We start from the raw sequence: 22,278 nt of genomic DNA on the forward strand, positions 1-22,278 counted from the left end.
TGCAGGTATTGTACTTCTATTGCGTATATCTGCATGGTTTAAACAATGAAAAGGGCTTGTTGCATTCGCAATCAAGCCCTTTTCATTTACGCCCCAACCCGCATTAATATAGGTTTGGACGACTTGTATTACCTTAATTAAGCTGTTTTCTTTTCACGTCCCACCCAGTACAGCGCAATGGCGATCAACACATAAGGGATAAGAGACAGCGCATCTGAATTTGCACCTTCAAAGAAAGGGTTATTGGCAGTCGCCCAGTCACCGATCTTCTTGTCGAAATCTGTCAGGATACCGGCTGTAAAGGCAATGACGATACCTGCCAGTGCACCGCCTGCAATATAGCCCGACGACAGCAAGACACCAGAACTGCGGTCACCTGCGGCCTGTTTTTCATCTTCGCTCAGGTTCTTGTTGTGTTCAAGCTTGTTGTTCCTTCTGTCTACCAGCCAGCGTATCATGCCGCCCACGAATAAAGGTGCAGACGAAGACAGCGGTAAATACACGCCCACTGCAAACGCCAGGGAGGGGATACCAGCCATTTCCAGCACCACGGCAATCATCACGCCAAACAACACCAGTGTCCATGGCAACTGCCTGTCCAGTATGCCTTTGATGATGTAAGACATCAGCACGGCTTTGGGCGCATCGTATTTTTTGACTTCCGAACCATCAGGGCGTTTGTTATAGGCACCATTGATACCCGGATCAACCAAATAAACCACCTTGCCTGCATTGTCGACCAGGTATTTACCAGCAGGGCCACCAACGGTGTCATTTTTATGCCAGACCTTGTAGGTGCCTTTATCTTGCTCAGCTTGCGGGCCTTGCAGTTGTGCAGTATCTGTCAGCTTGGACGCATCAGTAGTCAGAGTTGGGGCAACTTGCGCTGCAGGTACATAGACCGTGCCGGAATCATTTAACTTCAACAGGATCGGGCCAAGTATCAGTGCCGATGACAAAGCACCTGCCAGGATGGCATATTGCTGCAAGCGCGGGGTAGAACCGACGATATAACCAGTTTTCAAATCCTGTGAAGTCGTACCGGCATTACTGGAGGCAATACAGACTATCGCACCAACCGACAGGGCGGTGACATAATACTGGCCGCCAGTCCAGCCCATGAGCAGGAAGATCAGACAGGTGAACAACAGGGTTGCCACGGTCATGCCAGAGATGGGGTTGGAAGAAGAACCGATTTCACCAGTCAGGCGCGAAGACACGGTGGCAAACAGAAAGCCAAATACCAGTATCAACAAGGCACCGAGGAAATTCATGTGCAAAGGTGTTGCGAAAGTGATGATGGCGATAATTGCCAGGGCACCAATGACGACCCACTTCATCGGGATATCCTGATCAGTACGTGCCGGCATTGCAGCACTGGCAGCACCTTTACCCATGCCTGCCAGACCAGCGGTCAGGCTGCGCCAGATGGTGGGCATGGCACGTACCAGGCTGATCAGGCCACCGGCAGCGACTGCACCAGCACCAATATAGAGAACATAGGCGCCACGCACATCATGCGTACTCATGGCACTGATGAGTTTGGTTCCAGGCGCCAGCGGCACACTCAATGCATCACCGAAAAACTTGATCATCGGTATCAGCAACAGGTAAGACATGACGCCACCAGCTGCCATGACGGAAGCAATGCGTGGGCCGATGATGTAGCCGACACCCAGCAACTCCGGCGATACTTCTGCGCCTATCGACCCACCTTTCAAAGGCGCGCCAAAGATGACTTCCGGCGTGTCTTTCCAGCCCTTCAGGGCGACGTTGGCAATTTTATATAGCAAGCCAATCCCAAAGCCCCCAAAGATAATGGCCGCGCGTTTGCTGGCGTCATCCAGTGCATTTGGATTGTTTTTTTCGCCGGCAGCCTCACGTGAAGAATCGGTGGCAGCTGCTTTCAATACCTCGGCGCAGGCCGTGCCTTCCGGGTATTTGAGTTCGTCGTGCTTCTCGACGATCATGGTTCTGCGCATCGGTATCATCAGCAGAATACCCAGCAAGCCGCCAAGGCAGCCTACCAGCATGACGCGGGAAATTTCGAGATCAAAGCCCAAAATCAAAATGGCTGGCATGGTGACACCCAGGCCAAATGCCAGTGACTCACCGGCAGAGCCAGCGGTTTGCGTAATACTGTTTTCCAGAATGGTGGCGTCTTTTGCGCCCAGTTTGTTCGTCAGCCGGAACAGGGTGATGGCAATAACGGCCACCGGTATCGAGGCGCTGACGGTCAGGCCAACTTTAAGCACCAGATAAAGGGACGATGCGCCGAAGACCATGCCCAGCAAGACGCCCATGATGAGGGCGCGTGCGGTCATTTCGGGGAGTTGCGCTGAATCGGGTATATACGGTTTAAAGCCGGGCTTGGACCCGGAGGCTGACATTTCTTTTGGCATTGGTGTACCTATTCTGTTGTCAAAGGATGGCTGAAAAGCGTGAAGATCTTTCACGCCAGCGACTGATCGCCCTTTCCCGTCTCGCAGAACGGGCGATGAAAAAACATAAATAATCGGGCATTATCCCGCTTTTTTCAGCCATTTTGCAATGCCAGCATCAAGCTTGTTGCATCTCCTCCTGTTTGCTCAGGCGTGGTAACGCGGTAATCGAGCGTATTATCGGATTTCTGGAGGCGATAAGCGCCAGTAACAGTGCCCCACAGCCAGCAAAACCCAGGGCATAGCGCAAGCCTATATGTTCACCCAGCCAGCCACCGATCAGCGCGCCAGGGCCAGCAGGTATCAAGATCAGCCAGCGCATGGTGCTGGTCATGCGGCCTAGCATGGGTTCGGGCGTAACCGCCTGGCGCAAGCCCAGGAAGTTAATGAAAATGAGTACCCCGCCAATGGAAAAACACATCAGCATGAAGCCGAAGGCAGCAATGCCCCAGTTATTGGTGGGGGCCAATGCCAGTAAGCCCCAACCCAGACCGCAGATGGCGACACCGACTACCATGCAGGGCCCGGGCCCGATATCGCGGCTGACGCGATTGCCAAACACGCTGGCAATAATGGTACCTATCCCCATGCCCATGTAACTTAAGCCTACCGCCTGTTCGGACAGGCCCAGTTCGCGGGTAGCAAACAAAATCTGCACCACCAGCGCAGCGTTATAACAAAGCTGCCAGCCACCCACCGTCATTGCCAGCGCAATAAGCAGGGGTTTGTTGGCGACAAATGACAGCCCGGCCTTCAAGTCTCGCCAGAAATGCGCATCTTCACGTGGCTTTCTGACTTCATCTATATGTATGCCGCGCAGTATCAATGCCGAACTTAATAATAGTATGGCATCTGCTAGCAAGGCTATTGGTGCGCCGAGCAGTTTGATCAAGGCGCCTGCGGTGGCAGGCCCGGCAACTTCAGCACCTGAGGTTGCCAGGGCATTTTTTGCATGGGCTTCAACCAGACGTTCACGTGGGACGATCTGGGTCAGCACAATTTGTGAAGCCGACCCCGCCGTGGTATTGACCATACCTATCATGAAGCCGACCACGTACAGCCAGCCCATGTTCAGATAGCCCAGCCACCAGGCCAGCGGCACGCTGGCAACCGAGATGGAAATCATCACTTCGCCAATCACGTATACCGGCAGCTTGCGCACCCTGTCCAGGATAACGCCGGAAGGCAGGGAGAGCAGTACAAACGGCAATACTTCCATGAAAGTCAGCATGCCCATCTGGGTCGCACTGGCATGCAGCAAAATAGCTGCTGTCAGGGGCAGGGCCAGCATGGTGACCTGGGCACCGAAAGAGCTGATGAGGATGGATGTCCATAAACGCCGGTAGACAAGATCACGTAATAAATCACTGTCTGGCAGTGAAAACAGGTTTTGAATTCTTTTTTTCATAATAGCAAACACAAAAATGTGTCCATGCCGTGCATATACAGACAATGTCGCATGGACTGGCGTAAAGACGCTGACAGAAGAAGTGCAGAACTTATGGATGACGCTTGATTCTCTGCGCGAGACTGACAAAATTTGCTCAGGTTTTGCAGCGATACTGGCGATTGCAATGATTACAGCGACTAGGCAGATTACAATGCGGTCATCGAGATGTAATTCAATTAATCAGGGTTTCGGCAAAACCGGCGGCTGCGCAAAGACAACGGTCGTACGGGGGTACGTCCTTCGTCGCCATAATGTGCAGTATTGGTTTTGCATAAATCCAGTGAAAGAGTCATGTAATGGATGTGATGCCCTGTCAAATATGCCCATGCAGACAGCGTAAAAAGCTGAAAACAGGCATTAAATGAACAAATGCATTAAGTAGATTGTATTTCTCTTCATAAGTTCCCGCTAGTGAAAAATATGATGTTTGAAAAACCAGTAGTCATGATCGACTTTGAAACCTCGGGCATGTCGCCAGAACAGGGTGGTCGCGTTACCGAAGTCGCGGCCTTGCGCATCGTCGGTGGGGAGGTCGTAGACCGCTATGTATCTTTAATCAATTGCAAGGTACGTATACCGTATTTCATCACTGAACTGACCGGCATCACGCAGTCGATGGTGGATAGGGCGCCGCCGGCTTCAGAAGTGATCCCCGAATTGAACGCCTTCATTGGCACTGACACCCTGGCTGCCCACAATTCCAGCTTCGATGAAAAATTCTTGCTGGCAGAAAGTGATCGTCTGGGAATCTGGCCAAGCTATGATGGCGTGATTTGTTCTGTCAAACTGGCCAGGCGGATATTTCCGGGCCTGGATAGCTATTCGCTTGGGCTGCTGGCTACCTCTTTGGGCATCCGCTTCAAAGGCGCCGCGCACAGGGCAGAGGCGGACGCTGAAGTAGCTGCTGCTGTCATGTTGCAGGCTGCCGCTGAACTGGGTCAGCGTTATGGCTTTGCCACGATAGACCCACGCTTGCTGCAAGACATCAATAAGCTCAGTGCGGCTAAGGTACCGGCTTATTTGAAAAAACTGACTTCGCCACCTGTTGCCGAATCAAAACCGGTGGCTTTAAAGAAACAGCCTGCGGTACAACGTTTCCGTCATTACAAAGGTGGCATTTATGAACTGGTTTGCGAAGCTACGCAGGAATCTGATCTCAGTTCGGTGATTGTGTATCGTGCACATAATGGCAGTATCTGGACGCGACCAAAATCAGTCTTCTTTGAAACGTTGACGGTTGATGGTGTGGCAGTGCAACGTTTTACACCAATTGCTGACTAAGCTGGTTTGCCTGAACACTGGGTGTCAGTGTTCAGGCATTTTTCAGGGGGGGAAGGGCGGTATCAGGCTGGCTTGCTTGCGGGTGAAGGGCCATCGGTAATCAGCTTGCGCAATACCGGTATCAAAATAATCATGACGATGCCCACGCCCACGCTACCCCAGCCCAGGCTGGAAAATATATAGCTATAGGTAGGATTGGTCAGCGACGGCAGGCCGGCAGTTGCTTCGGGGATCAGGCCGGAGAATTTGCTTGCCAGGATGGAAGCTGTACCCGTCACCAGCATCCAGGTACCCATCATCACACCCTGATACTGGCGTGGTGCCAGTTTGCCTATCATTGCATAGCCTATCGGCGAAATCAGCAGCTCGGCGATACTTTGCAGCACATAACTGATAAATATCCATTTGAAGGCAACCAGGCCGTTACTGGCAGCAGTGGCAATACCCATCGGCAGGACGAGGAAACCCAGGCCTATCAACACCAGGGCGGCAGAAAACTGGCGGGGGATATCGATATTCCAGCCTTTGGCGCGCAATTTATCAAATACCAGCGCCATCAGCGGGCCACCAAACATGATGACAAAACTATTGATGTTTTGTATCCATTGCGGTGCCACTTCCACACCCCACACGATGCGGTCTACATTATTATCGGCAAACAACTGCAAACCCATGGGTGCCATCTGATACAAAGTCCAGAACACCAGTGAACCACTGGTCAGCAATACATAAGCCCACATATTGCGGCGTTCGCGCCGGTCTTTATGAATAAAAGCCAAAAATATGAAGATCAGGGCAATGAGGACACTGACAACAGTAATCAGGTAACCCGTGATTTCAGCCCTGTGCAGCATGAATTCCACCACCGGCACCAGGGTAGCCATGACTGCCAGACCCACCAGGAAACGCAGGCGAAATTGCTTGGGCGTGGCATCGAGCAGCGTCGTGTTAAGATCAGACAAGACCCGCCAGTTAACCGCTGCCAGCACGATGGCCATGAAGTTGCCAATGGTCGCAAAGATGAACAGGCTGGGGTAGTCTTCCTGCAACTGGTAATAGCCCGCAGCAGTAAAGCCGATAAAGAAACCCAGGTTCATACCTGCATAATTCCACAGGAAGGCGCTTTCGCGGCGATTGTCTTCAGGCTTGAAGCGCTGCGTCAGCATCAGGTTCAGGCAAGTCACATTCAGGCCGCTGCCCGTCAAAAAGAAGGCCAGCCCCCAATACAGCGTGGATGAGCTGCCGATAGAAATAGTGGCGCAACCGATGACTTGCAGAATCATGCCCCCGACGAATAAATTACGGTTACTGATAAAACGTCCTGCCAGATAACCACCAAACAGATGCAAGCCATAATTGAACGCACCAAACACACCCATGATGGCAGTGGCATCCTTGCCCGTGAAATTCAATTTCTTGGTCGCATACAAGACCAGTGTCGAGTACAGGACAGCAAAACCCAGAGTGGCAAAAATTTGTATAAAAAATAATGCGCCTGCACCATTTGGTATTGCCGCTATTCTTTGTTTTAATGTGGACAAGTTAGTCTCCGGGTATTTTGTTTGGCTGGCATTGTAAAGCAAAGCCTATAGTCAATTCAGTCTAATTTTCAGCACCGCATTGCAATTATCGATTTGTAGTTCGATTTGCAAGTAAAGCATGAAATCACATGAAACAGTGCATCCGTATAAAAACTGAAGTGCAAAGACATTCGATTCGTCAAAATGTGTTTGAATAGCTGATCTTAACTGTGGCGTGATAAATGTAATGGATAGTATTGATCTTGAGGTACTGAAGACCTGTGATGCGTGGATCAGGGCAGGGCAGGCCTGTGAGCTGGTGACGGTGGTCAAGACCTGGGGTTCCAGCCCGAGGCCTGAGGGTGCTACGCTGGCGATTTGCAACAATGGCCAGGTGGTAGGTTCGGTTTCTGGCGGGTGCATAGAAGATGATTTGATAGAGCGCGTGCAACGGGAGGGTATACGGCGCACTGTGCCTGAACTCGTTACCTACGGCATCAGCGCCGATGAAGCCCATCGCTTTGGGCTGCCTTGCGGCGGTACCATCCAATTGGTGATTGAACCGTTGTCTGCGCTTAGCAAGATCACGGAATTACTGGAAAAACTGCGGCAGCATGAGCTGGTTGCCCGTTCCCTGCATTTGCAAACCGGGGAAGTTGTGCTGGGGCGAGCCGACCCTGGTCAGCAATTGCACGTGTCAGATGATTTGCTGACTACGGTGCATGGCCCGCGCTGGCGTTTGCTCATCATCGGCGCGGGTCAGCTTTCGCGTTTTCTGGCAAGTATTGCGCTAGGTATGGATTATCAGGTGACGGTATGCGATCCGCGTGAAGAATACAGGAATGGCTGGCAGTTGGAAGGCGTGCAGTTGGTACATGCCATGCCCGACGACCTGGTCATTGAAATGCAGCTTGACAGCCGCAGTGCCGTGGTGGCCTTGACACATGACCCCAAGCTTGATGACCTGGCACTGATGGAGGCCCTGAAGTCAGATGCATTTTACGTTGGCGCCATCGGTTCACGTATCAACAACGCCAGGCGCAGGGAAAGATTGAAAGAATTTGACCTCACAGATGCACACCTGGCCAGACTGCATGGTCCGATCGGTCTGTACATAGGCAGCAAGACCCCGGCGGAAATTGCAATTTCCATTCTGGCCGAATTGACAGCAGTGAAAAATAATGTGTTGTTGCCGGCAGAAGTCAATGTTGCTCATGCCAAGGCGGCCATCGCATGAGAAATTATACTTTTCGCCTTGTGAATGTCTTTGCTGAAAGTCAGTTTGGTGGCAATCCGCTTTGCGTCTTTGAACAGGCAGACGGTCTGACCGATACCGAGATGCAGTTACTGGCAAGGCAATTCAATTTATCGGAAACCAGCTTTATCATGCCGCCAGAACAGATCGGTGCCAGCGCCAGGATGCGTATTTTTACGCCAGACATGGAAATGGCATTCGCTGGGCATCCAAGCCTGGGCACGGCCCATGTCGTCCGGCAGTTGCAGGGTGGTGACACGCAGTTTGACCTGGAGTGCAAGGCGGGTCTCATCCCCATGATGCTGGATCAGCAAGGGATCTGGACCCTGGTTGCACCTCACCGTGGCGCGGTACAAACCCGGCCTTGTGAGTTGTCGCCTGCACAAGTGGCAGGCATGCTGGGTTTGCAGGAAGTTGATTTGCTGTCTGAGCCTGTATGGGTAAATACTGGCAGCGAGCAATTGCTGGTGCCTGTGAAATCAGCCGCAGCCGTCGCCAGAGCACGGCCAGACAGTGCGCAATTGGCGATATGGCCGCCTAGCCGTGTGGGCCGCAGGATGGCCTACGTATTTGCCTTCGATGAGCCAGCAGAGCTTAACCCGGAAACCAGGCAGGTAACGGCACGGTATGTTTTTGCCCGACAAGATGGTGGTTTTGGTGAAGACCCCGGCACCGGCTCTGCTTGTGCCAATCTCGGTGGGTGGTGGATAAAACAAGAGCAAGGTGTACCTGTCCGCATGGTGGTTAACCAGGGCGTGCTGATGGGGCGGCCTTGCCGCTTATATCTTGAAGTGACAAAAGATCAAGCGATACGGGTAGGCGGCAGAGTCAGGGAAATAGCGCAGGGGCAAGTACAAATCGAGTAAGCACTGCCAAATCCACATATATCGGCAAGAAATCCTCTATAAATCAATATAAAGCACGGGAAGAACGGGCGTAAATCCTTTAAAATAGCGGCTTCATTCATTTGCACTAATTTGCGCTAATACGGGCCCTGCAAATATTGCAACCGCGGCCCGGTTCAGGAAATCCCCCTATGAGCATGTCTACTACCCAGGAAATCGTTGCAGAGTTACGCGCAGGTCGCATGGTGATACTGGTTGACGAAGAAGATCGTGAAAATGAAGGCGACCTGATCATGGCCGCAGAATTTGTCACTGCCGAAGCGATTAATTTCATGGCCAAGTTTGGCCGTGGTCTGATTTGCCTGACATTGACGGAAGAACGCTGTGACCAGCTAAACCTGGCCATGATGACCAGTCGTAACGGTACCTCATTCGGCACCAACTTCACCGTATCAATCGAAGCCGCCGAGGGCGTGACCACTGGCATTTCTGCCGCTGACCGTGCGCGCACCGTACAGGTGGCGGTTGATAAAAAATCTACTGCTGCCGATATTGTGCAGCCTGGCCATATCTTCCCGTTGAAAGCGCAAAAAGGCGGCGTCCTGATGCGTGCTGGGCATACTGAAGCCGGTTGTGACCTGGCCGAACTGGCTGGCTTGACGCCTGCATCCGTGATCTGCGAAATCATGAAGGACGATGGCACCATGGCGCGCCTGCCTGACCTGATCGAATTTGCCAAAGAGCATGGCTTGAAGATTGGTACGATTGCAGACCTGATCCACTACCGCAGCCAGACTGAGAGTATTGTCGACCGCGTTGCTGAACGTGAAATGCAAACCGTGCATGGCACCTTCAAAGCCCTGGTGTATCGTGACAAGCCCAGTGGTTCTGCCCATCTGGCACTGGTACATGGGGACATCAGCCGTGAAAAACAGGCTTTGGTGCGTGTGCATCAGCCGGTGTCCATCCTCGATTTGCTGGAAAGCAAGGCCACCACGCATTCATGGAATGTGGCAGCAGCCATGGCGGCCATTCAGGCATCTGACTCTGGCGTCATTGTATTGCTCAATTGTGAAGAAACGGCTGAACAGATGTTCGACCAGTTCAAGGCACTTGATACACCGGAAGCCAAGCCCGTCAGCCGTGCTGCCCGCATGGATTTGCGCAATTACGGGATAGGCGCACAGATTTTGAAAGATGTCGGTGTTGGCAAAATGAAATTACTGGCCAATCCGCGCAAGATGCCGTCCATGACAGGCTTTAATCTTGAAGTGGTTGGTTATCTCGATAAACCTTGCTCAGACAAGCAATGATGGCGTTTTAAGGGCGATCAGCCTGAAGTGCATTCATAGACGACTTATATACTCTTTATTAAGCGCACTCGCGCAAGAAAGAACATCATGACAGTAGGACATTACGAAGCAAATCTGGATGGCGCTGGTGTACGCGTTGGTATCGTGCAAGCCCGTTTCAATGAAAATGTAGGCAAGGGCCTGTTGGACGCCTGCCTGGCTGAACTGGCATTGCTGGGCGTGCTGAACGAAGATGTATTGCACGTCACTGTGCCCGGCGCGCTGGAAGTGCCGCTGGCTTTGCAGAAACTGGCTGAAACCAATCAGTTCGACGCCCTGATTGCTCTGGGCGCGGTGATCCGTGGCGAGACTTACCATTTTGAGCTGGTGTCGAATGAGTCAGGCGCAGGCATTACCCGTGTTGGCCTGGATGCTGGTATCCCGATTGCCAATGCCATCCTGACCACGGAAAATGATGAGCAGGCCGAAGCCCGCATGCATGAAAAAGGCCGTGATGCTGCCCGTGTTGCCGTAGAAATGGCAAACCTGACGCTGGCACTGGAAGAATTGGCTGAAGCAACAGAAGATGTGCATTACGATGCCTGATTTGGCCCCTGGCCTGTCGCCTGGCAAGCAATGCAGTTGAGATGCCTTAAGAAATAGAAATGTAAGAGAAGATATGAATAATAAAACCCAACACGCCAACCCCAGCAAAAGCCGTTCACCACGCCACCGTGCACGTGAATTTGCCTTGCAGGGCCTGTACCAGTGGCTGCTCAATAATGAAGATTCGGGCTCGATTGATGCCCATATCCGTGAAGCGCACGGTTTTGACAAGGCCGACCGCGAGCATTTTGACTCCCTGTTGCATGGTGCAATCAAGCAATCAATCTCCTTGCGTGAAGAAATTGCTCCTTTGATCGACCGCAGCATTGCAGAATTGTCGCCAATAGAGCATGCTGCCTTGCTGATCGGTGCGTATGAATTGAAAAACCATGTCGAGATACCTTATCGCGTCGTCATCAATGAAGCGGTTGAACTTACTAAGTCTTTCGGTGGGCTGGATGGACATAAATATGTCAATGGCGTGCTCGACAAAGTGGCTGCCAAGCTGCGTGCCGCTGAGGTCGCTGCCGGAAAATAGTCATTACGAACAATAATGCACCGCCTTATTTTCGAAGAAGAAATAAGGCGGTTTTTTTTAAGCTTTGGCTTTGGGACTACATATGCATAAGAATCTCGCATCAAGACTGGATAATATTGCGCCGTTTCACGTGATGGAACTCATGAAAATGGCGGCAGAACTGGAAGCGGAAGGGCGTCACCTCATCCATATGGGCATAGGCGAGCCTGATTTTACCGCACCGCCAGCAGTTATTGCCGCTGCCACAGCCGCAATGACAGATGGACGACTGCAATATACGTCAGCACTGGGTTTGCCAGCCTTGCGCCAGGCAATTTCGGATTATTATCAGCGTGCATATGGCTTGAATGTGCCAGCCCACCGCATTATTGTGACAGCCGGTGCTTCGGCGGCATTGTTGCTGGCTTGTGCCAGCTTGGTTGAACCAGGCAAAGAAGTCCTGATGCCAGATCCCTGCTATCCATGCAACCGGCATTTTGTTGCCGCCTTTGAAGGCAAGGCCAAACTGATTGCCAGCGGGCCGGAGCATCGTTTTCAATTGACTGAATCTATCGTACGCCAGCAATGGGATGCCGCTACCTGTGGAGTCTTGCTGGCTTCGCCATCCAATCCCACTGGCACATCAATCGAAAGCGCCGAGCTTCGCAAAATCGTGGCAGCGGTCAAGGAACTGGGCGGCTTTACTATTGTGGACGAAATTTATCAGGGGCTGTCTTATGATGCGACCCCATTTTCTGCCTTGTCCATCGATGACGATGTGGTAGTCATCAACAGTTTCAGCAAATATTTCAATATGACAGGCTGGCGCCTGGGATGGCTGGTCGTGCCGGAACGCATCGTGCCGCAACTGGAAAAACTCGCGCAAAACCTGTTCATCTGTCCTTCATCGGTCGCCCAGTATGCAGCGCTGGCCTGCTTTGAGCCAGCCACCATTGCCATTTATGAAGAGCGCAAGGCAGAATTCAAACGTCGTCGTGATTACATCGTGCCAGCCTTGCGTGAATTGGGCTTCGGCATCCCGGTCATGCCGGATGGCGCATTCTATGTGTATGCGGATTGTTCCAGGTTCACCGATGATGCCGACAGTTTTGCCAGGCAAATCTTGAATGAGGCCGGCGTGGTCATCGTGCCTGGTCTCGATTTTGGCCCGGCGACGGCAACGTCATATATCCGCCTGTCCTATGCCAATTCTTTGGAAAATTTGCAGGAAGCTGTGGCGCGATTGAAGAAATTCCTTACGACAAAATAGAAAATGCCACCTGAAATCTATATCAGGTGGCATTTGATTTTGTCCCGGTCAGACGAGTATTTTATTACAGCGCTGCGACCTGATCCTTTTTCACTTCAGCACTAGCTTTTGCTTCAGTTGCTTCAGGTTTGCGTACGGGGGCAGGTGCTGGTGCCGTGAAGAAGGTGGGCACATTCTTGCCGGCGGAAACATCTTTCAGGCGCTTGTATTCATTCAGGACACGCGCACCATAGCCAGAGTCATTTTCTGCATCTGCTGCGCCTACATACATTTTCAGGCCGGCTTCAACTGAACCAGCACGAGAAACATAGTCCTTCAATATCAAGGCGCCTACCTTGATGTTTGCTACCGGGTTCAAGGCCGCTTTCACGCCACCCATTTCCTGAAATTTGTCATGGTGAACCTTGGACATGACTTGCATCAGTCCTTGTGCACCAACCGGGCTTTCGGCAAAAGGGTTCAAGCCCGATTCAATTGCCATGACCGACAAGATCAACAAAGGATCGAGTTTGATCTCCTTGGCAGTCAAGTAAGCTGCTGACACCAGCATATTGGTGGCATCGCTGGCGACACGATAGCGCTTTGCCAGCCAGGTGGTCACCCATTGTTGCTGACGTTGGCTACCCAGCATTTTTGATTCTTCTTCAGACAGGCCGACTTTTTGCATCATGCCATCTGCATTTGCCTGACCCGGTGCCTGCATCAGGGCAGCAAGATTGGGTGGTGCTGGTGCAGGTTCTACTGGTGCTTCTTCAGCTTCAGCTTCAGCGTAAGGGGAAAGGTCTTTGAACTTGTCTGTCAGTTCTGGTTTGATATACATCATTGCCAGAACCGTCATGGCGATAACGCCAGACATCATGAACAATTGACGAACGATAGTGACGAAGCCACTGGTGGTATCACGTGCAACCATGGTCAGCGCATGACGCTTGTCCGTGGCAGATAAACTACTTTGTTGTAAAGCTAAAATAAAACGTTGAATCATGTTACCTCCTGAATCTTCGCGAAGCGTCATTCACTTTTTAAAAAAGCTAAACGCCAACATGCTACTTCCGCGAATCAGAAACATCGTCCCCATCACAAGTGTGATCGCAAGACGCCGGAGCTGTTTGTCAATTCAGATCAGTGGGACCTGGTACTGGCGTGTCCAGCGACAAACAACTTTTTTCGGGATAAGGCAGACGCCTTTTGAAAACAATCCTTACAATGTTATGTGGGGCCCGATCCCCTTGAATGATGTTACCGTTTGGCGAAACTTTCTTTGCATTGAAAGTGCGGAAGTCATTAACCTCTTCATCAAGTTGGGCGAATTGTAGGGGCGGTTTTATATCAAGTCAACACTATCAAATCGAGTTTTAATTACTTTTATGTCTTATGAATTGTGCTGCAACGCAGCAAAATTCAATAAAATCAAGTACTTGGCGAAATTTGCTAGTGCTCCTAGTGCAGAGTTACGAAAAAGCGAAAAATGATGAAATATTCTGATTTGAGAGATTTTATTTCTCAATTGCAAGAACTGAATGAACTTAAAATGGTGGAGGTGCCAGTTTCACCTTATCTGGAAATGACAGAAATTTGTGACCGCACTTTGCGTGCTGAAGGTCCCGCATTATTGTTTGCGAAACCAACTGGACATACCATTCCAGTATTAGGCAATCTGTTCGGCACAACCCGCCGCGTGGCTCTGGGCATGGGGGCAGACAGCCTCACAGAATTGCGCCAGATCGGCCATGTTCTATCCGCGCTGAAAGAACCTGAGCCGCCGAAAGGTTTTAAAGAAATTCTTGGTCTTGGATCACTGGTGAAAGCCGTATGGGATATGTCGCCCAAAGAGCTACGCGGCGCGAAATGCCAGGAAATTGTATGGGAAGGTAATGACGTTGATCTGGCGCGCCTGCCTATCCAGCATTGCTGGCCAGGTGATATCGCTCCCTTGATTACCTGGGGTCTGGTCATTACCAAAGGCCCCAATAAAAAACGCCAGAACCTGGGTATTTACCGTCAGCAGGTCTTGGGACGCAACAAGGTCATCATGCGCTGGCTTGCCCATCGTGGTGGTGCGCTGGATTTCCGTGAACATGGCATTGTCAATAAAGGCCAGCCTTATCCCGTGGCGGTCGCGCTGGGCGCTGACCCCGCTACTATTTTGGGGGCGGTAACACCGGTGCCTGACAGTTTGTCGGAATACCAGTTTGCCGGGTTATTGCGTGGCAGCCGTACTGAACTGACAAAGGCTATCGGCAGTGAATTGCGGGTTCCCGCATCGGCAGAAATTGTGCTGGAAGGGCATATCTATCCGGATGAATCCCATCCTAGTGGTTACGAACATGCACTGGAAGGGCCCTATGGCGATCACACCGGTTACTATAATGAGCAGGACTGGTTCCCTGTATTTACCATAGACCGCATTACCATGCGGCGTGACCCCATTTATCACTCTACATATACAGGCAAGCCGCCCGATGAACCGGCGGTATTGGGTGTGGCATTGAATGAAGTTTTTATCCCCTTGCTGCAAAAACAATTCAGCGAAATTACCGACTTTTACCTGCCGCCCGAAGGTTGCAGTTACCGCATGGCGGTAGTGCAAATGAAGAAGGCATATGCAGGCCATGCCAAGCGTGTGATGTTCGGTGTCTGGAGCTTCTTGCGCCAGTTCATGTATACAAAATTCATCGTCGTGGTAGATGAAGATGTCAATATCCGCGACTGGAAAGAAGTGATCTGGGCCATTACTACCCGTGTCGACCCCTTGCGGGATACGACCCTGGTCGATAACACACCGATTGATTATCTTGACTTTGCTTCCCCTGTCAGTGGCCTGGGTAGCAAGATGGGTATCGATGCGACCAATAAATGGCCGGGTGAAACCAGTCGCGAGTGGGGCACCACCATAGAAATGACGCCTGCCGTGAAGGCGAAGGTGGATCAGATCTGGCAAGAACTGGGCTTGTGATCGCCAACAAATAAATAATTAAATAATTAACTGATTAGCTATATATATTAAGAGCATATTCATGGTTTGGGATTATCCGCAGCCGTTCACACGGCCAGTTTCACCGCAAGAAAATGATATCGATGGTTTGAATCACACCAATAATGCCGTGTATGTAGGCTGGTGCGAGCAAGTGGCATGGGCACATTCCGAGACGCTTGGTTTAAACCTGGCAGATTATCATCGCCTGGACAGGGCCATGGCGATACGGCGCGGTGAATATGATTATGTCTTGCCGACCTTGCTGGGTGAGCCATTGACGCTGGCAACCTGGTTGTTTGCCAGTGACGGAAAATTGACCATGGACAGGCGTTTTCAGTTGATACGTGACAGTGATGGGGCAACCGTGCTCAGGGGGCGCTGGGATCTGGTATGCATAGAATTGAGCAGTGGTCGTGCACGCCGTATGCCTGCTGAATTTTGCGATATCTATTTGCCAGCAATAGCGCCTGTTGCCGCGTTAACTGAAACGAAGGCTGATAGCGCCAGTTCCTAGCTGCCCGGCTTGTTCAATGTATAGCTGACCTCAACGGCATTTTTCATCTCACCGCGTTTCCAGCCCTGTGCCGCATAAAACCTGTCGGCGCGGGTGTTGGCAGCCGTACCCAGCTTGATTTCTTGATTTCCTGATGCGAAAAGGTAGTCCACAGCCAGTTTCAGCAGGCCCTGGCCTGCACCCAGGCCTTCGTGGCCAGGTGCGACAAACAACGCCCAGATACTGCTGTCTTCTTTGGCAGCATACGAGAAACCGATGATTTCGTCGTTGTTTTCACACACCCAGCCGCGGCCATCGGCATCAAGATAATCCATATACATCTGATGTGTTACCAGAGCAGGGTTGGACAAAGTGTTTTCTTTGACTTCGAGGCGTATTCTCGCCATGGTCACTACGTCGGCTTCTGTGGCGCGTCGAAATTGCAGGGCAGGGCGTATTTGCATAACCGTATTTTTGTGTTGGCGAAATTAAAATACCGCTGATTGTATTAACATTTTGGCTTGATGCGAAGCGCTATCAATCAGATTTACATAAATCTGGCATTTGCATGAAGGCATGTATTCTTGATATGAATTATTTTTAGGGCCAAGGCGACTGCAAGGGTAAATTGCCAGTTGGCTGTCGGGTTTGCCAGGCTTATTCAAGTACAATCAGGCTAAGCCCACTTTCAGATCATTCCATGAAGCGACCCAGGTTTTTACCCGATAACATGACCTTGCTCTTGCTTTCTGTGGTGGCTTTGGCCAGTCTGTTTCCGGCAAGTGGCGTTGTTGCCGTTGGTTTTGATCATATAGCGACCGGCATGATTGCCTTGCTGTTTTTCATGCATGGCGCAAAATTGTCGCGACAGGCTGTACTTGCAGGCATTACCCATTGGCGCTTGCATTTATTGGTGATGGCATTCACCTTTGTGTTTTTCCCCTTGATGGGCATGGCGCTAAAGCCTCTGTTATTGCCTTTGCTGACACCGGAACTGTATGTCGGTATTCTTTTTTTGTGTGTCCTGCCTTCTACCGTGCAATCATCTATTGCTTTTACAGCGGTAGCGCGTGGCAATGTGCCGGCGGCCGTATGCAGTGCTTCTGCCAGCAATATGCTGGGCATATTCATTACCCCTTTGCTGGTCAGTCTGGTCGTTGTCGCGCATGGTGAAAGCCATTTTTCCATCGATGCGATGCTGAAAATTGTTTATCAGTTATTGCTGCCATTCATAGCCGGTCAACTGGTACGCCCGTGGTTGCAGGCCTGGATGGAAAAATATGCAGAAGTGCTGAGAACGGTTGACCAAAGTTCCATTTTACTGGTCGTCTATGTTGCTTTCAGCGAAGCCGTCGTACAGGGTTTGTGGAAGCAGTTACCACCAGTGATGCTGTTCAGTCTGCTTTTTGTGAGTGCCATCATGCTGACCATCATCATGGGAGTGACGACCCTTGTCAGTCGCCGTCTGGGCTTTAGCAAGGAAGACGAAATCACAATTGTTTTCTGTGGTTCGAAGAAAAGTCTTGCCAGTGGCGTGCCCATGGCAAAAGTTTTATTTGCCAGCCATGCGATAGGTATGGTCTTATTACCACTGATGCTGTTTCATCAGCTACAGTTAATGGTATGTGCCGTCATGGCGCAACGTTACGCCAAAAGATAAGGAGTCAAGCATGCCACGTTTTGCTGCCAATCTCAGCATGATGTATACCGAATACGCTTTCACAGAGCGATTTGCCGCTGCCGCAAAAGACGGCTTCAAGGCGGTTGAATACCTGTTTCCCTATGACTACCCAGCCCAGACTTTACGTGAACTGCTGGATGCAAATGGGCTGGAGCAGGTGTTGTTCAATGCCTCGCCTGGTGACTGGGCCGCAGGTGAGCGCGGTATTGCTTGCCTGCCAGGGCGGGAAGAAGAATTCAAGCTGGCTTTCAATAGCGCGCTGGAATATGCAAAAGTGCTGGGCAACCGCACTTTGCATGTAATGGCCGGCTTGATCCAGCCTGAGCAGGACAGGGAAAGACACCGTGCCGTGTATTTGCGCAATCTCGCCTATGCCGCCTTATTGGCTGCCAGGGAAGGCATTACTATCGTCATCGAACCGATCAACACACGCGATATGCCTGGTTATTTCCTCAACCGTCAGGACGAAGCGCAAGAAATTTGCCTGGAAATTGGTGTCGAGAACATACGTGTCCAGTTTGATATCTATCATTGCCAGATCGTTGAAGGGGATGTGGCAGTCAAGCTCAGGCGCGATATGCTGCGTACCCATGCAGGCATAGGCCATATACAAATTGCCGGCGTGCCAGACAGAAATGAGCCCCACCTTGGTGAAATCAATTATTCCTACCTGTTTAAATTGATTGATGAACTCGGTTATACAGGCTGGATAGGCTGTGAATACCGCCCACGTGCAAGCACGTCGGAAGGACTGGCCTGGTTAAAACCCTGGTTATAAATCTCCAGTACACGTCAAATATGCGTCAAATGAAAAAAGCAGCCGCTAAGACTGCTTTTTTCATTCAATAGCCGGACAGATTATTCTTCGCTGACTTGCAAAATCAGTTTGCCAAAGTTTTTGCCATCAAACAGCATCATCAAGGCGTCGGGGAAGGTTTCTATGCCTTTGACTATATCTTCACGTGTCTGGAATTTGCCTTCTGCCATCCATTTACCCATTTCAGCCACTGCTTCACCATAGCGCGCAGCATAATCAAATACCACGATGCCTTCCATGCGTGCACGGTTCACCAGCAGTGACAAGTAATTGGCTGGCCCTTTGACGGGTGTCGTATTATTGTATTGGGAAATCGCACCGCAAATGATGATGCGGGCCTTCATATTGATGCGGGTCAGCACGGTATCGAGAATTTCGCCGCCGACATTGTCAAAATAAATGTCGACGCCATTCGGGCAATGTTCTTTCAGGCCATCTTTGACTGAGCCGGATTTGTAATCGATGCAGGCATCAAAGCCCAGTTCATTGACGACAAAATCACATTTTTCCTTGCCGCCAGCAATGCCAACGACGCGGCAACCCTTTTGCTTCGCGACCTGGCCGACTGTCTGGCCGACGGCGCCCGCCGCGCCTGAAACCACGACAGTTTCACCGGCTTTAGGCTGGCCGACATCAAGCAGGCCAAAATAAGCCGTCATGCCAGGCATGCCCAGGGCATTCATGAATTTTGGCAGCGGTGCGAGTTTTGGGTTGACCTTGTAAAAACCAGCAGTCTTGTCATCGGCAGCGCCGACCCAGTACAGTTGCACACCAGTGCCGCCGGAAACATAGTCACCAACCGCAAATTTAGATGATTTCGATGCAATGACTTTGCCTATGCCGCCAGCACGCATGACTTCATTGATGGCAACAGGGCGGATATAGGATTTGCCTTCATTCATCCAGCCACGCATGGCCGGGTCGAGTGACAGGTAGATAGACTGTACGACGATTTCACCCTCTTCGATATCGCGCACGGCTTCTGTCGTGAAGTTCCAGTCGCCCGGTTTTGGCGAGCCGACCGGACGGGCAGCGAGGCGGTATTGCTGATTGCTGAGTGTGCTCATCTTTTGTCTCCTTTGGAATAATGGGAATGTATTTGTTTGAACGACGAAGTAAAAACCATCAGAACAAGGACTATACACCAATAAGAACGATCGTGCTTTTTATTATGATTATTTAATCAGACTAGCCTCAGGTGAATTATGCTTCTGTTCGTGCGACAATACGCGGTTAAATTTTAAGCTTCATCGCAAAACGGACGAATTAAATTTGTTTTCGGACTGATTTTCACAAGAATCCGTATCACAATCAGACAATTATGAGCATACGACCAGAATATATCCTGACTTTATCCTGCCCTGACCAGCGCGGCATCGTGCATAGTGTTTCAGGCTTTCTTGCCAATCATGGCTGCAATATCATTGATTCTGCCCAGTTTGGTGATGCGCAATCTGCAACATTCTTTATGCGCGTACATTTTGCGGTTGAAGACTCCAGTATCAGCGATCATACGCTGCGTGAAGAATTTGCAGTCCTGGGTTCTGGCATGCAAATGAGCTGGCAACTGCATGATGCCCATCACAAACCACGTGTGATGCTGATGGTATCGAAAATTGGTCATTGTCTTAATGATCTGCTGTTCCGCTATAAAAGCGGTTTGCTGCCGGTGGAAATCAAGGCCATTGTCTCGAACCACACGGATTTCTATCAACTGGCAGCGAGCTACAATATTCCCTTTCACCACCTGCCTCTCGCTGCCGGCGCACCGGCAGAACCCAAACGACTACAAGAACAAAAAGTGCTTGATATCGTTGCAGCGAATGACATTGAACTGGTCGTGCTGGCGCGTTACATGCAAATCCTCTCGCCACAATTATGTGAGGCATTGAAGGGCAAGGCTATCAATATCCACCATTCCTTCCTGCCCAGCTTCAAGGGTGCCAAACCGTATTACCAGGCACACGAGCGTGGTGTGAAACTGATAGGCGCGACTGCGCATTTTGTGACTGGTGATCTGGACGAAGGCCCGATTATTGAACAGGATGTGGAACGCGTCGATCACGCGATGGACCCGGAAACCCTGACCGCCATAGGCCGCGATGTGGAATGCGTGGTGCTGGCACGTGCCGTTAAATGCTTTGTCGAACATCGCATTTTGTTGAATGGTCATAAGACTGTGGTGTTCAAATAATGGCACTGAAATCCATCATTTATAAAGCCGACCTGAATATTTCAGATATGGATCGCGGCTATTATGCCGATCACAGCCTGACTATTGCCCGCCATCCGTCTGAAACGGATGAGCGCATGATGATACGTGTGCTGGCATTTGCCATTCATGCAGCTGAACGCCTGGAATTTGGCAAGGGTATTTCTGATACTGAAGAGCCTGATATCTGGCTAAAAGACTATACCGATGCCATACAATTATGGATAGAAGTCGGCCAGCCCGATGATCGCCGTTTGCTGAAAGCATGCGGGCGTTCAGAAAAAGTCTTTGTCTATAGTTTTGCCAGTGCCAGTGATATCTGGTGGAAGGCGATGAACAGCCGGCTTGATCGCGCAAAAAACCTATGCGTGATGAATGTGCCAACAGAGCAAAGCCGGGAGCTGGAAAAACTCGCCCAACGCAATATGCAATTGCAGTGCACGATACAGGATGGACAAATCTGGATGTCTGCCGGTGATGCATCTGTGCAAATCGATCTGGAAGTGCTCAAAGAGTTCGCGTAAATGCTATTGTCCAGCTACCTGCATGGCAGGGACAATAATCTGAACCTGATACGTATCATTGCAGCACTGGCAGTATTGGCAGGACATGGTTTTGCCTTGCTCGGCCAGTCCGAGCCCTGGGGTGAATTAACGGGCATGACGCCGGGCAGTATCGCTGTCGACGTGTTTTTCATCCTGAGCGGCTTGTTGGTGACTGCCAGCCTGGTCAGCAGGAAAAATCCGCTGGAATATATCTGTGCCAGGGGTTTGCGCATTTTTCCGGCGCTGGTTGTCATGCTTGTGCTGACAGTATTTGTGCTTGGCATGTATTTCACCAGCCTGCCAGTCACTACTTATCTATCTGCCCCACAGACATCGACTTATTTTTTCAGGTGTGCCAGCCTGCTTGACGATGTCGCTTACACCTTGCCAGGTGTATTTGTTCACAACCCTTATCCCCATGCGGTCAATGGTTCTTTATGGACGCTGACGCATGAAGTCAAAATGTATATATTGCTGCTGGTTTTCTGGTGCGGCATTGATAGGCTATTTGCGCTTGAATCCCGGCGGGTACGGGCATTCAGGTTTCTGATCATGTCAGTTGCCGTGTTGGCAGGCATATTGTTTTTCACACGCCATTTTTTAGTGGGAGAAGTGAATCAGTTTGCGAAATTGCCTTTCCTGTTCTTTTCTGGTGCCAGTGCTTATCTGTTTAAAGAGAAGCTGTTTTTGTCATCGCGTTTTTTCTATGCGTTGCTGGGCTTGATGGTTGTCTCTGTCATCTTGGGCAAGCAGGTTTTTTTTATTGTTTATTTTCTTGGCATCGCCTATCTGGCGATTTACCTGGCATATGCCCCAGCTGGCGTTGTCCGCAAATACAATGGAGTTGGGGATTATTCTTACGGAGTTTATATCTACGCGTTTCCGGTCCAGCAATCCATCGCCGCACTTTTCCCGGGCATGGCGGTTTTCGCTATGATCATGTTGTCTGGTGTCTTCACATTGATGCTGGCGGTTTTGTCCTGGCATTTGATAGAAAAACCAGCGCTAGCCGTGAAAGAAGCGGCGGTAATCAGCATGCGTCATTTGACGGGACGTTTCAGTCTTGTATAAACTTT

General features: G+C 50.7%; 20 protein-coding genes. 14 read left to right on the top strand and 6 right to left on the bottom strand.

The genetic code is table 11. The features are described 5' to 3' along the window. Positions 1-137: 137 nt before the first annotated feature. The gene (locus ACO0LH_RS23345; RefSeq protein WP_422943545.1) at positions 138-2,402 is read right to left on the bottom strand and encodes an OPT family oligopeptide transporter; all 2,265 of its coding nucleotides are present in this window, start codon (positions 2,400-2,402) and stop codon (positions 138-140) included. A gap of 157 nt (positions 2,403-2,559) precedes the next feature. Next, complete coding sequence (locus ACO0LH_RS23350) at positions 2,560-3,849, bottom strand: MFS transporter (RefSeq protein ID WP_422943546.1); 1,290 nt, start codon at positions 3,847-3,849, stop codon at positions 2,560-2,562. Positions 3,850-4,314: 465 nt separating this feature from the next. On the opposite strand from ACO0LH_RS23350, the gene ACO0LH_RS23355 reads away from it, so the two are divergent. After that, the gene (locus tag ACO0LH_RS23355) at positions 4,315-5,172 is read left to right on the top strand and encodes a DUF1653 domain-containing protein (RefSeq protein WP_422943547.1); all 858 of its coding nucleotides are present in this window, start codon (positions 4,315-4,317) and stop codon (positions 5,170-5,172) included. Between the two features lie 62 nt (positions 5,173-5,234). Here ACO0LH_RS23355 and ACO0LH_RS23360 read toward each other — a convergent pair whose 3' ends face one another. Continuing rightward, a complete protein-coding gene (locus ACO0LH_RS23360; protein WP_422943548.1) occupies positions 5,235-6,713 on the bottom strand; it encodes a peptide MFS transporter in 1,479 nt (492 codons plus the stop codon). Positions 6,714-6,939: 226 nt separating this feature from the next. Between ACO0LH_RS23360 and ACO0LH_RS23365 the strand changes: the two genes are divergently transcribed. The 6 genes from ACO0LH_RS23365 to ACO0LH_RS23390 all read left to right on the top strand — a co-directional run bounded on the left by ACO0LH_RS23365 (position 6,940) and on the right by ACO0LH_RS23390 (position 12,477). Next, a complete protein-coding gene (locus ACO0LH_RS23365; protein ID WP_422943549.1) occupies positions 6,940-7,929 on the top strand; it encodes an XdhC family protein in 990 nt (329 codons plus the stop codon). Further along, on the top strand, positions 7,926-8,813 hold the full coding sequence (locus ACO0LH_RS23370) for a PhzF family phenazine biosynthesis protein (protein ID WP_422943550.1): 888 nt from the start codon (positions 7,926-7,928) through the stop codon (positions 8,811-8,813). Before ACO0LH_RS23365 ends, ACO0LH_RS23370 begins: the two co-directional genes overlap by 4 nt. Positions 8,814-8,983: 170 nt before the next feature. Continuing rightward, positions 8,984-10,105, top strand: a complete 1,122-nt coding sequence (gene ribBA / locus ACO0LH_RS23375) for a bifunctional 3,4-dihydroxy-2-butanone-4-phosphate synthase/GTP cyclohydrolase II (protein WP_422943551.1) — start codon at positions 8,984-8,986, stop codon at positions 10,103-10,105. A gap of 87 nt (positions 10,106-10,192) precedes the next feature. Further along, positions 10,193-10,690, top strand: a complete 498-nt coding sequence (gene ribH / locus ACO0LH_RS23380) for a 6,7-dimethyl-8-ribityllumazine synthase (protein WP_422943552.1) — start codon at positions 10,193-10,195, stop codon at positions 10,688-10,690. Positions 10,691-10,763: 73 nt separating this feature from the next. Continuing rightward, positions 10,764-11,228: a transcription antitermination factor NusB gene (gene nusB, locus ACO0LH_RS23385; RefSeq protein ID WP_422943553.1), complete on the top strand. Its 465-nt coding sequence runs from the start codon at positions 10,764-10,766 to the stop codon at positions 11,226-11,228. Positions 11,229-11,310: 82 nt separating this feature from the next. After that, entirely contained in the window at positions 11,311-12,477 is a 1,167-nt protein-coding gene (locus ACO0LH_RS23390; protein WP_422943554.1) for a pyridoxal phosphate-dependent aminotransferase, read from the top strand. A 64-nt stretch (positions 12,478-12,541) separates the two neighbouring features. Here the strand turns inward: ACO0LH_RS23390 and ACO0LH_RS23395 are convergent, their stop codons facing one another. Continuing rightward, entirely contained in the window at positions 12,542-13,462 is a 921-nt protein-coding gene (locus tag ACO0LH_RS23395; RefSeq protein ID WP_422943555.1) for a transglycosylase SLT domain-containing protein, read from the bottom strand. A 486-nt stretch (positions 13,463-13,948) separates the two neighbouring features. Between ACO0LH_RS23395 and ubiD the strand changes: the two genes are divergently transcribed. After that, on the top strand, positions 13,949-15,433 hold the full coding sequence (ubiD, locus tag ACO0LH_RS23400) for a 4-hydroxy-3-polyprenylbenzoate decarboxylase (RefSeq protein ID WP_422943556.1): 1,485 nt from the start codon (positions 13,949-13,951) through the stop codon (positions 15,431-15,433). A gap of 61 nt (positions 15,434-15,494) precedes the next feature. Then, positions 15,495-15,968 carry an acyl-CoA thioesterase gene (locus tag ACO0LH_RS23405; RefSeq protein ID WP_422943557.1) on the top strand — a complete coding sequence of 158 codons (474 nt, stop codon included), beginning with the start codon at positions 15,495-15,497 and terminating at the stop codon, positions 15,966-15,968. Here the strand turns inward: ACO0LH_RS23405 and ACO0LH_RS23410 are convergent. Beyond that, positions 15,965-16,411, bottom strand: coding sequence for a GNAT family N-acetyltransferase (locus tag ACO0LH_RS23410; protein ID WP_422943558.1), 447 nt, complete (start codon positions 16,409-16,411; stop codon positions 15,965-15,967). The two genes, ACO0LH_RS23405 and ACO0LH_RS23410, sit on opposite strands and share 4 nt — an antisense overlap. A 236-nt stretch (positions 16,412-16,647) precedes the next feature. Here ACO0LH_RS23410 and ACO0LH_RS23415 point away from each other — a divergent pair, with 236 nt between their 5' ends. Both ACO0LH_RS23415 and otnI read left to right on the top strand, forming a co-directional pair. Beyond that, positions 16,648-17,607, top strand: coding sequence for a bile acid:sodium symporter family protein (locus tag ACO0LH_RS23415; RefSeq protein ID WP_422943559.1), 960 nt, complete (start codon positions 16,648-16,650; stop codon positions 17,605-17,607). 10 nt (positions 17,608-17,617) lie between these two features. Next, entirely contained in the window at positions 17,618-18,406 is a 789-nt protein-coding gene (gene otnI, locus ACO0LH_RS23420; protein WP_422943560.1) for a 2-oxo-tetronate isomerase, read from the top strand. 80 nt (positions 18,407-18,486) lie between these two features. Here otnI and ACO0LH_RS23425 read toward each other — a convergent pair whose 3' ends face one another. Beyond that, the gene (locus ACO0LH_RS23425) at positions 18,487-19,512 is read right to left on the bottom strand and encodes an NADP-dependent oxidoreductase (protein WP_422943561.1); all 1,026 of its coding nucleotides are present in this window, start codon (positions 19,510-19,512) and stop codon (positions 18,487-18,489) included. A 254-nt stretch (positions 19,513-19,766) separates the two neighbouring features. Between ACO0LH_RS23425 and purU the strand changes: the two genes are divergently transcribed. The 3 genes from purU to ACO0LH_RS23440 are packed head-to-tail and all read left to right on the top strand — an operon-like array spanning position 19,767 to position 22,273. After that, on the top strand, positions 19,767-20,639 hold the full coding sequence (gene purU, locus ACO0LH_RS23430; RefSeq protein ID WP_422943562.1) for a formyltetrahydrofolate deformylase: 873 nt from the start codon (positions 19,767-19,769) through the stop codon (positions 20,637-20,639). Then, positions 20,639-21,181, top strand: a complete 543-nt coding sequence (locus tag ACO0LH_RS23435; RefSeq protein ID WP_422943563.1) for a YaeQ family protein — start codon at positions 20,639-20,641, stop codon at positions 21,179-21,181. The genes purU and ACO0LH_RS23435 overlap by 1 nt, the downstream gene beginning before the upstream one ends. Next, positions 21,182-22,273: an acyltransferase family protein gene (locus ACO0LH_RS23440; RefSeq protein WP_422943564.1), complete on the top strand. Its 1,092-nt coding sequence runs from the start codon at positions 21,182-21,184 to the stop codon at positions 22,271-22,273. The last annotated feature ends 5 nt before the right edge of the window (positions 22,274-22,278 follow it).

It is taken from the genome of Undibacterium sp. TJN19 (assembly GCF_049339485.1).
Classification (GTDB): domain Bacteria; phylum Pseudomonadota; class Gammaproteobacteria; order Burkholderiales; family Burkholderiaceae_D; genus Undibacterium.

What these genes read in the sequence shown, in the direction of transcription:
- otnI (WP_422943560.1), top strand. Translation starts at nt 17,618, where the DNA reads ATGCCACGTTTTGCTGCCAATCTCAGCATGATGTATACCGAATACGCT.
- ACO0LH_RS23405 (WP_422943557.1), top strand. Translation starts at nt 15,495, where the DNA reads ATGGTTTGGGATTATCCGCAGCCGTTCACACGGCCAGTTTCACCGCAA.
- ACO0LH_RS23440 (WP_422943564.1), top strand. Translation starts at nt 21,182, where the DNA reads ATGCTATTGTCCAGCTACCTGCATGGCAGGGACAATAATCTGAACCTG.
- ACO0LH_RS23435 (WP_422943563.1), top strand. Translation starts at nt 20,639, where the DNA reads ATGGCACTGAAATCCATCATTTATAAAGCCGACCTGAATATTTCAGAT.
- ubiD (WP_422943556.1), top strand. Translation starts at nt 13,949, where the DNA reads ATGAAATATTCTGATTTGAGAGATTTTATTTCTCAATTGCAAGAACTG.
- ACO0LH_RS23390 (WP_422943554.1), top strand. Translation starts at nt 11,311, where the DNA reads ATGCATAAGAATCTCGCATCAAGACTGGATAATATTGCGCCGTTTCAC.
- ACO0LH_RS23425 (WP_422943561.1), bottom strand. Translation starts at nt 19,512, where the DNA reads ATGAGCACACTCAGCAATCAGCAATACCGCCTCGCTGCCCGTCCGGTC.
- ACO0LH_RS23415 (WP_422943559.1), top strand. Translation starts at nt 16,648, where the DNA reads ATGAAGCGACCCAGGTTTTTACCCGATAACATGACCTTGCTCTTGCTT.
- ACO0LH_RS23350 (WP_422943546.1), bottom strand. Translation starts at nt 3,849, where the DNA reads ATGAAAAAAAGAATTCAAAACCTGTTTTCACTGCCAGACAGTGATTTA.
- ACO0LH_RS23410 (WP_422943558.1), bottom strand. Translation starts at nt 16,411, where the DNA reads ATGCAAATACGCCCTGCCCTGCAATTTCGACGCGCCACAGAAGCCGAC.
- ACO0LH_RS23355 (WP_422943547.1), top strand. Translation starts at nt 4,315, where the DNA reads ATGTTTGAAAAACCAGTAGTCATGATCGACTTTGAAACCTCGGGCATG.
- nusB (WP_422943553.1), top strand. Translation starts at nt 10,764, where the DNA reads ATGAATAATAAAACCCAACACGCCAACCCCAGCAAAAGCCGTTCACCA.
- ribH (WP_422943552.1), top strand. Translation starts at nt 10,193, where the DNA reads ATGACAGTAGGACATTACGAAGCAAATCTGGATGGCGCTGGTGTACGC.
- ACO0LH_RS23345 (WP_422943545.1), bottom strand. Translation starts at nt 2,402, where the DNA reads ATGCCAAAAGAAATGTCAGCCTCCGGGTCCAAGCCCGGCTTTAAACCG.
- ACO0LH_RS23370 (WP_422943550.1), top strand. Translation starts at nt 7,926, where the DNA reads ATGAGAAATTATACTTTTCGCCTTGTGAATGTCTTTGCTGAAAGTCAG.
- ribBA (WP_422943551.1), top strand. Translation starts at nt 8,984, where the DNA reads ATGAGCATGTCTACTACCCAGGAAATCGTTGCAGAGTTACGCGCAGGT.
- ACO0LH_RS23395 (WP_422943555.1), bottom strand. Translation starts at nt 13,462, where the DNA reads ATGATTCAACGTTTTATTTTAGCTTTACAACAAAGTAGTTTATCTGCC.
- ACO0LH_RS23365 (WP_422943549.1), top strand. Translation starts at nt 6,940, where the DNA reads ATGGATAGTATTGATCTTGAGGTACTGAAGACCTGTGATGCGTGGATC.
- purU (WP_422943562.1), top strand. Translation starts at nt 19,767, where the DNA reads ATGAGCATACGACCAGAATATATCCTGACTTTATCCTGCCCTGACCAG.